This is a genomic window from Nonlabens xylanidelens (assembly GCF_002934445.1).
GTDB lineage: Bacteria > Bacteroidota > Bacteroidia > Flavobacteriales > Flavobacteriaceae > Nonlabens > Nonlabens xylanidelens.
The window spans coordinates 91343-104267 of the sequence record NZ_PTJE01000008.1; the positions used below are offsets into that span (position 1 = coordinate 91343).

The window sequence follows — 12925 nt, forward strand, 5'->3', positions numbered from 1 at the left end:
ATTATTTAAAATACTTGAACGGGACAACTAGCATACCGAAGTTTTCGCCATCTTCTTTACCCAAGTGCTTGTGGTGCATTTTATGTGCACGACGCAATCCTTTGGCATATTTGTTATTTGCTTTACGCAACCACTTAAAACGTTGATGTATAAAAACATCGTGCACTATAAAGTACGCAATACCATATGCTAGAATACCAGCACTTAAAGGTAATGTCCACCAGATGTCATAAAAACTATGGACTAGTTTTAAACCTATGCTTATTGCAGCATAAAAGACAAAAAAGAAGTCGTTTTTTTCAAACCAGCTATCGTGTTGTTTATGATGGTGATCTTCATGCAGGTTCCATAAAAAACCGTGCATGACATATTTGTGCATCCACCAGGCGTTAAATTCCATGATGCAAAATGTGGCAATAAATATGGCTATCCAGTATAGTACATCCATGTTTAGATCATATTGAGTTTATAGGCCATATAGCCTTTGGACAATAAAAATATTTTCTCGTAGTTAGGCACGCGTATTCTTGCGTTTCTAATTTCTTTAGAAGGAGTGCGTTCTAATCTAGTAAGAAGTCTTCTATAATACGTGTATGCGGTATAAACTCCTAATTTTGCTTCTATAGGTAATCTTTGAATACCTTTGAGACCAGCATCAAAGTCTTCCTTTATTTCTTGAATAAGTCTGGCTTTGTCCTCTTCACTTAAATCATGAAGATCTGTATTTGGGAAATAGCTTCGTTCTAGCGTGTCAAGATCTGCTTTAAGGTCTCTCAAAAAGTTCACCTTTTGAAAGGCACTACCTAATCTCATGGCGTCATCTTTAAGATCGTTGTACTTCTCCATATCACCTTTTACAAAGACTTTTAAAGACATAAGTCCTACGACGTCTGCGCTTCCATAGATGTAATTTCTATATTCTTCGTCAGTTAGATAAATAGATTTATCTAGATCCAGACGCATACTGTGAATAAAGGCACCATACATATCTGGTGTGATATCGTATTTATTAACTGTTTCTTGAAACGAATTCAAAATAGGATTTAGGCTGATCTTATCGTCGACAGCTCTTTTTACATCTTCTTCAAAACGGTCTAGTAAGTCGCGTTTATCATAATCGTGAAAAGTGTCCACGATCTCGTCTGCAAATCTTACAAATCCATAAATGTTATGGATATCCTGACGTATGCTAGGTCCTAACATTTTACTGGCTAATGAGAATGATGTGCTGTAATTATGTGTTACAGCTCTACTGCATTCTCTTGAAACTTTGTCAAATAAGCTCTTCATTAGTGGTCATTTTTTTTAATAAGTTCAGCTGCTAGTTTTCCAGATATAAGTGACGGTGGCACTCCAGGACCTGGTACTGTTAACTGACCTGTAAAATATAGGTTTTTTACTTTGCGACTTCTTAAATTAGGTCTAAGAAAAGCAGTTTGTAATAAAGTGTTTGCCATTCCATAGGCATTACCTTTATAGCTATTATACTCTGATACAAAATCATTAACACAAAATGATTCTTTAAATATAATATGATCTGTTACATTTTGTTCTGTTCGCAATTCAAATCTTTTCATGATTTTATTGAAATACTCTTCTCTTAATTCTGGAGTATCTTCTAAATCTGGTGCTAGCGGAATAAGGAAAAAACCATTCTCGCAGCCTTCTGGTGCTGTAGATGGATCTGTTAGGGACGTGAAATTTGCATAAAACAAAGGTTCTTCTGGCCACTTAGGGTCTTCGTAGATTTCATTTGCATGTTTTGTAAAATCAGTGTCAAAGAATAAATTGTGATGATCTATATTCTTTAACTTCTTATCAAAACCTACATAAAAGATCAATGAGCTAGGAGCAAAAGTCTTTTTATCCCAATAGGATTCAGAGTACTGTCTGTGTTTTTTAGGCAATAGTGTTTCAGAGTGATGATAGTCAGCACCAGAAAGAAGAATAGGGTAAAGGTGTTTTTGTCCTTTAGTAATTAGTCCTTCTATTCTACCTTTTTCATCAACAAGAATCTCTTCTATAGGACTCTCTGTCTTGATAACTACACCTAGATCCTCGGCAAGTTTTTTCATAGCTAGAATTACTTCATACATACCACCTTTAGGATGCCATGTACCTAGACCGAAATCTGCATAGTTCATGAAGTTATAAAAACTAGGTGTGTTTTGAGGTGTAGCCCCTAGAAATAAAACAGGAAATTCTAAAATACTAACTAATTTAGGGTTAGTAAATTTCTTTCTTACATCTTTAGAAACGTTGCCTATAAATGCTCCTACTTTTTGAGCAGTTTGTGGTGTAATTAATTCTAGTGGAGACTCTCCAGGTCTATAAACAAGATTTTTAATCGCGATCTCATAGTTTTCCTCAGCCTTAGACATAAATTGTTGTAAAGGTTTTGAACTACCTTTTTCTACTTTTTCAAAAGTAGATTTAATGTCTTCTAGATTATCTGCTATTTCAATTTTATCATCTTCAAAAACAACAGAGTATGCAGGGTTAAGCTTATCTAACTGATAATAGTCAGAAGGTTTTTTGTTAAAATCTGCAAAGAATCTCTCAAAAATATCTGGCATCCAGTACCATGATGGACCTATGTCAAAGGTAAAACCATCCTTAACAAGTCTGCGCGCTCTACCACCGACAGTGTCGTTCTTTTCATAGATAGTAACTTCGTAGCCGTCTCTTGCTAGATAACAAGCTGCTGCAAGTGATGAAAACCCAGATCCTATAACTGCTACTTTGTTCATGCTTCTACTAATTGAGGTATATTATTTATAACGTCTGATATGCCTTTAAAGACCTTATGATTATCAGATAACTGTTCTGATTTTATTTTTTGAGCCATTTGTCCTAAAATCCAAAGTTCTATATCACTATCTCGGTTCACTTTACGGTTAAATTTCTTTAAGAAAGATGGCAGCTCTTTTTCTACAGGTTGTACAGTTACGTAGGTTATATACGTAGGATTAACACCTTTGTTTTTGAAGAAAGGCAAATCATCTAGTATCATGCTGGCACCTAGGTAAATAGTTTTGTTACCTCTTTTTAATAACTCATAATTTAAGAATAATAATCCTAGATCATGCATTTCATTTTCAGGTAGAAATAGCACATAAACACTATCGCTATCATTTTTAGATCGATATTGAACTTTCTCTAAATTGATAAGAACCTTTTGTTTAATCAAATGACTGATAAAATGTTCATGCGCAATATTGATAGTTTTAGACTGCCATAAGAAACCTAATTCCTCTAGAAAGGGAATGAACAAATCATAGAAAACACCTGTAAAGCCTACCTCTTGCAGTACAGAGTCATAAACTCTACTGAACATGGTCTGGTCAAAGTTAACCATCGCAAGTTTTAACTCTTGTATGGCGTGGTCGTTTTTATTATTTCTTATAGCTAGATTACGCACCTGATTTTCAATATCACTGCCCGTTAAACTAGCAATTGTAGATATTTTAATACCAGCATTTTTAAGATAGCTAACATTTAAAATCTTGCGCAATGCACTGAGGTCATAAGTTCTTATATTAGTTTCTGTTCTGTCTGGTTCTAATAGATTGTATCGTTTCTCCCAGATTCTTATCGTGTGAGATTTGATACCACTCAAATTCTCTAGGTCTTTAATACTGAACTTACTTTTTATCAAAACTAATTTGTTTACTTATTACTCGGTAAAGTTAAACAAAATTACTTATCACGAACTAAATTGATATTTAATTAACTATTAAAGTAAATTATTGATAAACTATATGCGATTCATTTTTATTGATTTTGCATGAACTGGTTTTCTGTTTAGAGTAAAAAAGGCCTTGCTATATAATTAGGTGCAGTGATGGTTTTGAATTCGCTTTCGCGAAAGCGTAACTCAATTAGTAACTATAGTCGTCTAATTGTACATCTCCTGCAAATGTTCTATGTATAAATAAGGTCTAACTTCTTATTAGAGGAGTCTCATTGCTAACATGGTCATGGTAAACCGGATTCTAGCAAAAATCAAGTACCGATTTCATTTAAAAGCAATCAATTATTAAATAGATGATAGTATAAAGCAGGTTGATCTATTGGTAGGAATGAGTATTTATGTATGCAGAGCGTTTAAGGTGTTTTAACCGCTTAATTAACATATGTTACGTTATTAACTTTATAAAATCACAAAGTGTCTCTATGGTTCTTAAAATAGATATGGAATGCGACAGGGGTTTATGTAAAAATGATTAAGAAAAGGTCTTAAAATTCAAAAGCTAGATAACATAAATATTATCTAGCTTTTGTGTTGTACCTGGAATGGGATTTGAACCTAGTAAGTTGAGGAAACTTAAATGATATTAAAAGTTTGATTATTAGAATATTGATGTATGATAATGTTCGGTTGCTTTCCTGTGTTTTCTTCAATTAGTAGATAATTTGTTACTATTTTGTTACTATATTGCAAGCTCAAAATATGTAGGAAATTAGCGTTAAACTTAGGACTAAGGACTTATCTAATGGAGGTAAAAGTTTTTATTTAGATATTTATCATAACGGCAAACGCAAATATGAGTTTTTAAATATCAAATATTATACTAAAGGATCAAATAAAGATGACCTATCTCAAAAAAAAGAGAAGAAAAGAATTGCTGAATCTATGGCTGCTCAACGCGAGCTTGAATTATTGAGTATAGGTACTTCATACACACCGCAGCATTTCAAAGATATTTTAGTACTAGATTATACAAAGCAGTTCATATCTAAATATCAAAAGAAGGATAAAAGAATGCTATTATCTGCTACAAACAAATTCAAGCAATATGCTAATAAAAATGAATACACTCTTTCTGATCTAAATTTTAAAGTTATGGATGGTTTTAAAAATTTTCTAATTTCAGATGATTCTTTATCAGGAGAGACCCCACATAATTATTTTACTCGTTTTAAAAAAATTCTAAGAGGGGCATTAAGAGAGGACTTAATTAAATCTATGCCGACTGAAAATATTCGATTTAGTAATCCGAATAAAGATGACACATTAAAGAAAGAGGTGCTTAATGTCGAAGAGTTGAAATTATTATTTAGAACACATTGTGGAAATGCTGCTGTTAAATCAGCTTTCTTATTTTGTTGTTATACTGGTATGGGGCTAGCAGAAATAAAAAAAATGCGATGGTCACATATTAAAAAGGATCGATTAATAATACGCAGAGAAAAAACAGGTAGTCTTATCAATAACAAATTGAATAGCACAGCGGCCCAGTTAATCGGTTCAAGGAAAGGTGAAGATGATTTAATATTTGACATTACCATAAGTAACGTTGCTATTAAGAAAAATCTTAAAAATTGGATGTTTAAGGCTAAAATTGAAAAAAATATTACATTTTATTGTGCACGTCATAGTTTTGCAACTCTGTTATTATTTAATGGAGCAAATCTAAAAAGCGTAGCAGATGCCATGGGGCATGCCTCAATCAAAACTACTTTAAAATACCTTAATTATGTTGAAAAGTTGAAAGATGATTCTATCGATAATATTCCTACCTTGTTATAAAATTTAATTTTATACCGCATTATGTTTGAATATCATTAATATAGTTTTTATTACGAAGAAAGATTTTCTACTTTAATTATTGGGAACAAGAAGGATCTCAGGGATCTAAAAGAAACTCTGGATAATGAAGTTTTGAAAACCTTTTTCAAATTCAAAAAATATATATCTGAGAATTTCGATGAAAGGATTTATTATAAAGTAATTGATCTAGATGTTTATGAGGCATTTAAATTTGAACATATTGGAGAAGTCAAAGTCCCTAATTTTTTACATAAAGAATCTTTACAATTAAAGATTGCGCCTGAAGATGAATACTTACAATTGGAGTCATTTAAAAAGGCTTTAAATACCTGGAAATATTTTCAGTACGATGTGTTTTCACATTTAAAGACAAATGTTGCAAGGAAATATTTTGTAGTTAAGCTTCTCGAAATTTGCAACGTTGTTGCGCTACACATAATAGATTCAAAATATTTAGAATACATCAGTTTTATGAGTTCTGACCTGGAACATTGGAATGACAAAAATTTATTGAGAGAAGTAGATAAAGAAATAGAATCTCATGATGAAGTTTTTCATGTCATTAGTCAACCTAAACGCAATATTTACAATAATATTAAAGATACGATTGACTCCATAGGATTCAATTTGATTTTACCAAAGGACTATCTCTACTTAAAAAAGCATAAAAGTTTCCAATGGAGAAATGACATTAATGCCTCAAGTGAGATTGAATTTTTATATGAATTTTTGCTTAAAAATGGATGTATCAAAACAGACTTACTCTCATTTTACAAATTATTTTCTTTTACATATGATTATGAATCTGTGAAATGGTTAAAGAAACCAAATGAGCTAAGTTATTTGTTTTATCTACTTAATGATTATAATTTATTAATTGTGCCGTATAGAAAATATGATATTCTTCAATCATGTTTTGATGTCAAATCAATAAATTGGTATAACATGGCCGACAAGCTTGATAAAGGCAGTGCGAGTATTAGAAGAAAAAAGTTATTTGACGATTTCTTTGAAAAAACTTTTTTAAATAAATCTAGCTAAATAAGGGCTTTAGATATAGTATCAATTTTTATATCTCCCTATCTCCCTTGTACGAATCTTTATGTCAAAATATGTTTGCAATGCAATTAGCAACTAAGCAATTGTATAAATCAAACAAATGGATAAAGCAGAAACACCTATTATTCAAAATTTCTTCGCACCAGAATATTTAATCTACAAAGAAATTTTTACCCATTCTGAAGCAAGTCGCTATTTAGGAATTGCCCAAAGTAAATTATATAAGCATACAAGCTCAGGGAACATCACTTTTTACAAACCTGAAGGCAGACATAATTATTATCACAAAGACGATCTAGATAAATGGATGCTTAGAAATAAGCAATTATCAAATAAAGAAATATCTAGGATCGCTGAGAATAAAAATAGAAATAGCTAAAGATTAAAACTTATTGATTTTTTTTCAATGTTTTATTCTAGTGAATTGCTCAAACAATTAATTTAATTCACTTTGAAGATTCATACTACGCACAATTTACTAAACATATTAAGTTCCTAATTTAAAAATATAAGTCTAATCAAGATTTAGTGTATAAAAATTCAATAAGGTTATTAAGCTGACATACACTTTAAAAACAAATTTCATCAATGTTACATTACAAGGTGGCTTTTATGATTTCAGAAGAGATAAGATAATGACAATTCCTATTTCAAGTAATTTACCAGAAATAGAACATAATCTTGCTAAGAAAGCTGAATTATTAATTGCCTTAACCTCTAGTCTTAATTCAGGCGAGAATAAGTTTACCACTTATTTAAAATCTCAATTCCAATTGGAAAAACTCTCCAAAAAACTACAAAACTGGCACGAGTTGGACTTTGCCGATTTTATCAAAGAGTTGAACAAGGCGATAAAAGCCACAAATCGAGCTGCTACAAAAGCTGCTGTCATTGATCTAGGAGATCCGTCTGGTCAAAAGGAAACGACACCTTATCAAGTCATTCCAGAACTCACTAAAAAAGATGAGTATGAATGGATGGAGCTTTTTGAAGAAAAGAAAAAAGAAGTCCAACAACTACAATCACAAATCAATCAAACCGAGAAAGAAATAGATCAAATGGTTTATGAATTGTATGGTTTGAGTGATGAGGAGATTAAAATTGTAGAGAATAGTTAGGGATGGGAGAGAAGAAAATTGTAAACAAATTAGTTCTAGTTGGTAATGGTTTTGATCTTGCATTAGGTTTGAAAACCAATTACGAAGATTTTTTGCTTTGGTATTTTAAAGGATCTCTCATTAATGCTTTAGAAAATAATCAGTATAAGTCCACTAGTGAAGGAGATAGAGTATTACATTTATTTGAAGATGAATTCTTTATAATTTATAGTAAAATACGTGTTGTTAGCTTGCATAATGTTCTTTGGCAAGTAAAGGAGAATTTTAGTAGCTATGAGGATGTTAAGAATTTTATTACACGAAATCCAAAACATATAGTTTTCAAATTCAAATCTGAACTGTTAGAGAAAATATTCAAATATTCAATTTCTGGTTGGGTTGATATAGAGAAAGCTTATTTTGATTTATTAAAGGATAGCTTCAAAAAAAATGATTTGAAAATAGATCAATTAAACAAGGATTTAATTAGAATCAAGTCTTTACTCCATCAATATTTAAATCAATTAGACATTTCAAATTCTGATCTTGAAGATGTAGCAAAAAAGTACAACTCTCAATTTATTTCAAAAATTGACCAAACTGACTTGATAGATGGATTCAATGAACTAGACGAAGTAAAAACAGAAAAATTATTCTTTATCAATTTTAATTATACCAAAACTGTTGCAAATGTTCTGAATTTCATAGGGGAACAATATGGCTTTTCCCTGAAAGATAATTTTCCACAAATTAACATATGTCATATTCATGGTGATTTAGAAGACGTCGATTCTATGATTTTTGGTTATGGTGATGAAATGGACACGGATTACAAAAGCATTGAAGATTCAAATGATAATCAATACTTTCAAGGTATTAAATCATTCAAATACGCTGAAAATGGAAAATATAGAGATCTATTAAGGTTTTTAAATTCTGATGATTACCAAGTAGTGATATATGGTCATTCCTGTGGTTTATCAGATCGAGTTATGCTTAATGAAATATTTGAACATGATAACTGTAAGTCTATTAAAATCCACTTTTACGACAAGCAAGAGTTTATAAACAAGACGATGGATATTTCACGGCACTTTAAAAGTAATCAGCTCATGAGGAAGAAGATAGTCGAATACGATGAAAAGAATAGAATACCACAGGCTAAGGAGATATTAAAACAAGAATAAAAATTAAAGTTATTAATAATGAGTACATTTTTAACAGGAGATGCATTAAATGATGCAATTGACTCCATTATTGTAGATGCGAAAAAATTCGTCTATATAACATCACCGTATATAAAGTTAGATAATCACTTTAAAGAGCGTTTTGATTTAATAAAAGGTGATCCTAGTATATACCTTCAAATTTTATTTGGTAAAAATTAAAAAGACTTTTATCGCAGTATCAAGAGTAAGGATTTAGAGTATTTTAAATCATTTCCAAATGTTTCCATAATATACGAACCTAGATTACATGCAAAAAGTTATGTCAATGAGACAGAAGGCATTATTACATCTATGAATCTATATGATTATTCTGCAGAGAATAATGTTGAATATGGAATTGCATTCAGTGCTAAAAAATTAGTAGAAAGTGTATATGAAGATCACACTCTTCAACATATGACTTTACTAGAAGAAAGTGCACATTGTATATTTATAAAACGTCCTGTTTTTAAAAAGGGGCTATTAGGATTGAAAAAGAACTATTTAAGATCAGAAGTTTTATTAGATATTTTTGATTCCTTTAAGCCTACAAGTAAAAATTATGAGAGGATAGTTTATCAAGATGTAGACATTGTTGAGCTAGATGAAAAAGATGCTGTTAAAAGTTTAAAATCGAGATCTGAAAAGCGCAATGAAAGTGGAATTAAGCTATCTGAAAAAAAGAAGGAGGTGAAAACTATTCCATCAGCGAAAGAACAAAAACCAAAACATGGTTATTGTATTAGAACAGCTTCTCAAATACGATTCAATCCTGCACAACCACTTTCAGTAGATGCCTGGAGAGAATGGAATAAGTGGAAGAATTTAGATTTTGGCGAGAATTACTGCCATCTAACTGGAGAACTATCTAATGGAAAAACTACCATGCGTAACCCTATACTTAATTCTGATTACCAAAATGAAGATATTTGGAGTAATAGAAAAAAAAATAGTTTTTTTAAATAAAAGCTAGATAGTTGAAAAATACCGAACCAGATAATTAATAATTTGTTTGGAAGCTTGCTGTAAAGATTTAAATAATTGAGAAAAGTTAGGGATGGGAAAAAATAAAAAAGACAAACAAAAACTCACCGAGTTGCGCTACTGGTTTTTGTCTATATTAATGAATGATCAGGCACAAGTGAACTCTAGTAATGGTGGTGATGTAGATAGTGGTTTGAGTATGGTTCCTGAGGGAGATGGGGATTATAAAAAAGTGAAGTAGATATGAATAGCATAAATTTTGTTGAAACTACAAATGGTTATTGCCATCTGTATGTTATTGGAAAACAAGGTTCAGGTAAAACACAATTAATTAAAAATTTGTTTTTTACTGATAATAAGGTAAAGAACGGAGATGATTTTGTACTTGTAAAACATGTGACAGATGGAAATCATTCTGTCAAGTTATCTATTGATGAAGTTTCTGTAAATTCTTTTGAAAATTTTACGGGCATTTATAAAGGTAAAGCAATTCAAATTTTTCTAGTTGTAATTAGTTCAGCAGAAGATCAAGAAAGTATACGAATAATTAAGAAAAGGTATCCAAATGCAATAGTTTACTTGTTTATACAAAACAAAATAGACTTAAGCTATAAGGCATATTTATTTAAATTAATGAAAGGCATTAGAGATGTATTTTATATTTCAGGGAATCTTGAACATGACTATCAAGGTATTCAATATATATTGGAAAATGCAATTATCAAGTCTAGTACAAATAGATTAGAATCGGTTAAAACCAAAATTAAAAATAATTTACTCTCAAAGAAAACGGCCTTAGATATCGGTAAAAGTGATTTGACTAGCTTTTTAGAAATACCAGAATTATTTGAATGTGTCAATTTAGAATCTTTGATAGTTAACGTGAGTTCGATCTAAGGAATTCTTACTTCAGGTAAAAATCTTTGGATATTTATGAATGGTTTGGACTCTAAGAAAGAATATGTAGTTAATCCAGTTACAAGATTTGCTATAAAATTATCGAATGATCTATGTCTGGAATGTTCGATGTAACAGGTATTTTTAAGCACATCATTTATAGATTCAATTACAGCTCTTTTTCTTAGAATGACTCGATTCATAAACGCCATTTTTTTTTCATATTCTTTCTCATTTTGGTTACCAAATGAATGCCATCAATAAAAAGTTTATCAAATAGGTCTTTTCCTAAATAGCCTTTATTACCATATATTTTTCCAAAAACTTTATCGTGAAAAGTCTTATCCTTTAGTGGTTGTCTGTCGTCCACATTAGCCTTAGTAATAAGAAAATCAATGATTTTACCTTTATCATTTGAAATAAGATGAAGTTTAAAACCATAATACCATCCCATGGTTCCAAAGGTCTTTTCTGCAATGCCATCAAAAACTTGATGCTGTTTTTCTCTTTTTATGTGACATACTTTTAATGTTGTAGAATCAATAAAAGATATGCCTGTACATTTGCCCAAACCATATAGTTTTAAGTAAACAGCTAAAGGTTGAACTAAACGTTTTTGTAGCTCAACAAATCGATTATACGATACACGTTTTGGAAAGTAGTCTTGCATATTCTTACACACATAAGTCTTGTAAAAGTCTTTGAGATTTCTGTAAGATTTTAAATGAAATAGAATCATAATAGTCATCACCTCACTATCGGACATAGTAAACTTTCTTATCCTTGATTTTGTGATTTTATCAGTAGAAATGCCTGATTGCGCCACAACTTGATTATTTTCAAGCATGAAATCGTCTATTTTACAGAAAATTTCAATAATTTTAAGATCAGAAATCATAAGAGAGTTTTTAGTTAATCAACTGTATTTCAGTATATTAACATGCTGATTATCTCTCTTTTTTCCTATAATAAATTAATATTTCTTACGTCGAACTCACGTTAATATTAATATCTCAACTTCATTGAAATCCATAGATATTAATGATGCTATTGAATAATTTAATGCTCTTAATATTTAAGCAAAAAGGAGTAATTTAATATTTAGCTGTTAATTATGGATTTCCCAAGTAGATTGTAGTTTAACTGTTAAAACAAGAATCATTTTAAAGTACAATTTTCAGTGAGCTATATCACAAAGCTTGTGGAAGAGGAATTTGTACAATGTTAGATTAACGATTAAAATTTGTTAATGTTAAAACAGTTTTTTAAAATAAGCTAGACAATAATTCATAGTTATAATAATGGATTCAAGATGATTATCGCTAAACTCTGTTTTTTTTATTAAAAATTTAACTTATTATAATTGTTTTTTAGTGTGGTGTTATAGTAACTTTAATACTTTATTAAGCCAAGCCAAGCCAAGCCAAGCCAAGCCAAGCCAAGCCAAGCCAAGCCAAGCCAAGCCAAGCCAAGCCAAGCCAAGCCAAACCAAGCCAAGCCAAGCCAAACCAAGCCAAACCAAACCAAACCAAACCATTGAGTCACCCAATTTTAATGTTATTAAGGAAATTAAGTTTCCTTACAATCTCTCTTTTTTTATTATTAGCATGCTCAGATAGTAAGGAGTCTTTCTTCTATCTAGGTAAATCCTTTACTTCTATACCGATAAGCGAGTTTTCTAATAATATTAATTTTACTTTAATAAAAGTTCCTAATGAGTTTTTATTAAAGAATGAGAAGGATGAGCAGATAATTTCATCTCTAAAGAATAATGATGTCTTTATATATGAGTTTTTAGCAAGTGATCAAACTAATATTTTAAAAACACGAACAGATCTTACTTACGATAAAGCAGTGCAACATTTCTCACAAAATATAAGCCAAGATTTTATCGCGATTAATGAAAAAGGAGAAGAAGTTGTTTGTGAAGGTGTTATTCATGAAAGAACTTTTAATGTAAGGCCGCAACAAAGATTAATTCTACATTTTAAAAGACCTAATGATAGTCCAATCGTTAGAATCAATTATACAGATCGTTTATTTAATAGCGGTCTTATTACGCATCAATTACTAAACAAATCAATAGAACTATGATTAGATTTGAATCTATCAGAACTAGTAAATCA

The 12925-nt window shown here is 30.6% G+C and carries 14 protein-coding genes and 1 pseudogene; 10 read left to right on the top strand and 5 right to left on the bottom strand.

Translation table 11 applies throughout. The features are described 5' to 3' along the window. Position 1: 1 nt before the first annotated feature. Genes LY01_RS13610 through LY01_RS13625 form a run of 4 tightly spaced genes read right to left on the bottom strand, consistent with a single transcriptional unit; the run spans position 2 to position 3658 of the window. A complete protein-coding gene (locus LY01_RS13610) occupies positions 2 to 448 on the bottom strand; it encodes a sterol desaturase family protein (RefSeq protein WP_104516531.1) in 447 nt (148 codons plus the stop codon). Positions 449 to 450: 2 nt separating this feature from the next. Continuing rightward, on the bottom strand, positions 451 to 1290 hold the full coding sequence (locus LY01_RS13615) for a phytoene/squalene synthase family protein (RefSeq protein WP_104516533.1): 840 nt from the start codon (positions 1288 to 1290) through the stop codon (positions 451 to 453). Beyond that, a complete protein-coding gene (locus LY01_RS13620; RefSeq protein WP_104516535.1) occupies positions 1290 to 2750 on the bottom strand; it encodes a phytoene desaturase family protein in 1461 nt (486 codons plus the stop codon). Before LY01_RS13620 ends, LY01_RS13615 begins: the two co-directional genes overlap by 1 nt. After that, the gene (locus tag LY01_RS13625; protein ID WP_104516537.1) at positions 2747 to 3658 is read right to left on the bottom strand and encodes a MerR family transcriptional regulator; all 912 of its coding nucleotides are present in this window, start codon (positions 3656 to 3658) and stop codon (positions 2747 to 2749) included. Before LY01_RS13625 ends, LY01_RS13620 begins: the two co-directional genes overlap by 4 nt. Positions 3659 to 4462: 804 nt before the next feature. Between LY01_RS13625 and LY01_RS13630 the strand changes: the two genes are divergently transcribed. The 9 genes from LY01_RS13630 to LY01_RS13665 all read left to right on the top strand — a co-directional run bounded on the left by LY01_RS13630 (position 4463) and on the right by LY01_RS13665 (position 10799). Then, complete coding sequence (locus LY01_RS13630; RefSeq protein ID WP_262497527.1) at positions 4463 to 5533, top strand: site-specific integrase; 1071 nt, start codon at positions 4463 to 4465, stop codon at positions 5531 to 5533. A 132-nt stretch (positions 5534 to 5665) separates the two neighbouring features. Then, the gene (locus LY01_RS13635) at positions 5666 to 6595 is read left to right on the top strand and encodes a hypothetical protein (RefSeq protein WP_104516541.1); all 930 of its coding nucleotides are present in this window, start codon (positions 5666 to 5668) and stop codon (positions 6593 to 6595) included. Between the two features lie 118 nt (positions 6596 to 6713). Then, positions 6714 to 6992 carry a helix-turn-helix domain-containing protein gene (locus tag LY01_RS13640; protein WP_104516543.1) on the top strand — a complete coding sequence of 93 codons (279 nt, stop codon included), beginning with the start codon at positions 6714 to 6716 and terminating at the stop codon, positions 6990 to 6992. Between the two features lie 256 nt (positions 6993 to 7248). Beyond that, the gene (locus LY01_RS13645; protein ID WP_104516545.1) at positions 7249 to 7731 is read left to right on the top strand and encodes a hypothetical protein; all 483 of its coding nucleotides are present in this window, start codon (positions 7249 to 7251) and stop codon (positions 7729 to 7731) included. Positions 7732 to 7733: 2 nt separating this feature from the next. Continuing rightward, positions 7734 to 8897: an AbiH family protein gene (locus LY01_RS13650; protein ID WP_104516547.1), complete on the top strand. Its 1164-nt coding sequence runs from the start codon at positions 7734 to 7736 to the stop codon at positions 8895 to 8897. Between the two features lie 18 nt (positions 8898 to 8915). Continuing rightward, positions 8916 to 9098, top strand: coding sequence for a hypothetical protein (locus LY01_RS13655; protein WP_104516549.1), 183 nt, complete (start codon positions 8916 to 8918; stop codon positions 9096 to 9098). Between the two features lie 132 nt (positions 9099 to 9230). Then, positions 9231 to 9884 carry a hypothetical protein gene (locus LY01_RS13660; RefSeq protein ID WP_104516551.1) on the top strand — a complete coding sequence of 218 codons (654 nt, stop codon included), beginning with the start codon at positions 9231 to 9233 and terminating at the stop codon, positions 9882 to 9884. Between the two features lie 91 nt (positions 9885 to 9975). Beyond that, on the top strand, positions 9976 to 10143 hold the full coding sequence (locus tag LY01_RS15185) for a hypothetical protein (RefSeq protein WP_170034652.1): 168 nt from the start codon (positions 9976 to 9978) through the stop codon (positions 10141 to 10143). Positions 10144 to 10145: 2 nt separating this feature from the next. After that, on the top strand, positions 10146 to 10799 hold the full coding sequence (locus LY01_RS13665) for a P-loop NTPase family protein (protein ID WP_104516553.1): 654 nt from the start codon (positions 10146 to 10148) through the stop codon (positions 10797 to 10799). Here the strand turns inward: LY01_RS13665 and LY01_RS13670 are convergent. Then, positions 10796 to 11697: pseudogene (locus tag LY01_RS13670) on the bottom strand (IS982 family transposase). The gene LY01_RS13665 and the pseudogene LY01_RS13670 overlap by 4 nt on opposite strands. 638 nt (positions 11698 to 12335) lie before the next feature. Between LY01_RS13670 and LY01_RS13675 the strand changes: the two are divergent. Beyond that, positions 12336 to 12893 carry a hypothetical protein gene (locus LY01_RS13675; RefSeq protein ID WP_146080438.1) on the top strand — a complete coding sequence of 186 codons (558 nt, stop codon included), beginning with the start codon at positions 12336 to 12338 and terminating at the stop codon, positions 12891 to 12893. Positions 12894 to 12925 lie beyond the last annotated feature (32 nt).

Coding starts and splice junctions, on each gene's coding strand:
- LY01_RS13610 (WP_104516531.1), bottom strand. CDS start 448: ATGGATGTACTATACTGGATAGCCATATTTATTGCCACATTTTGCATC.
- LY01_RS13615 (WP_104516533.1), bottom strand. CDS start 1,290: ATGAAGAGCTTATTTGACAAAGTTTCAAGAGAATGCAGTAGAGCTGTA.
- LY01_RS13620 (WP_104516535.1), bottom strand. CDS start 2,750: ATGAACAAAGTAGCAGTTATAGGATCTGGGTTTTCATCACTTGCAGCA.
- LY01_RS13640 (WP_104516543.1), top strand. CDS start 6,714: ATGGATAAAGCAGAAACACCTATTATTCAAAATTTCTTCGCACCAGAA.
- LY01_RS13645 (WP_104516545.1), top strand. CDS start 7,249: ATGACAATTCCTATTTCAAGTAATTTACCAGAAATAGAACATAATCTT.
- LY01_RS13650 (WP_104516547.1), top strand. CDS start 7,734: ATGGGAGAGAAGAAAATTGTAAACAAATTAGTTCTAGTTGGTAATGGT.
- LY01_RS13655 (WP_104516549.1), top strand. CDS start 8,916: ATGAGTACATTTTTAACAGGAGATGCATTAAATGATGCAATTGACTCC.
- LY01_RS13660 (WP_104516551.1), top strand. CDS start 9,231: ATGAATCTATATGATTATTCTGCAGAGAATAATGTTGAATATGGAATT.
- LY01_RS15185 (WP_170034652.1), top strand. CDS start 9,976: ATGGGAAAAAATAAAAAAGACAAACAAAAACTCACCGAGTTGCGCTAC.
- LY01_RS13665 (WP_104516553.1), top strand. CDS start 10,146: ATGAATAGCATAAATTTTGTTGAAACTACAAATGGTTATTGCCATCTG.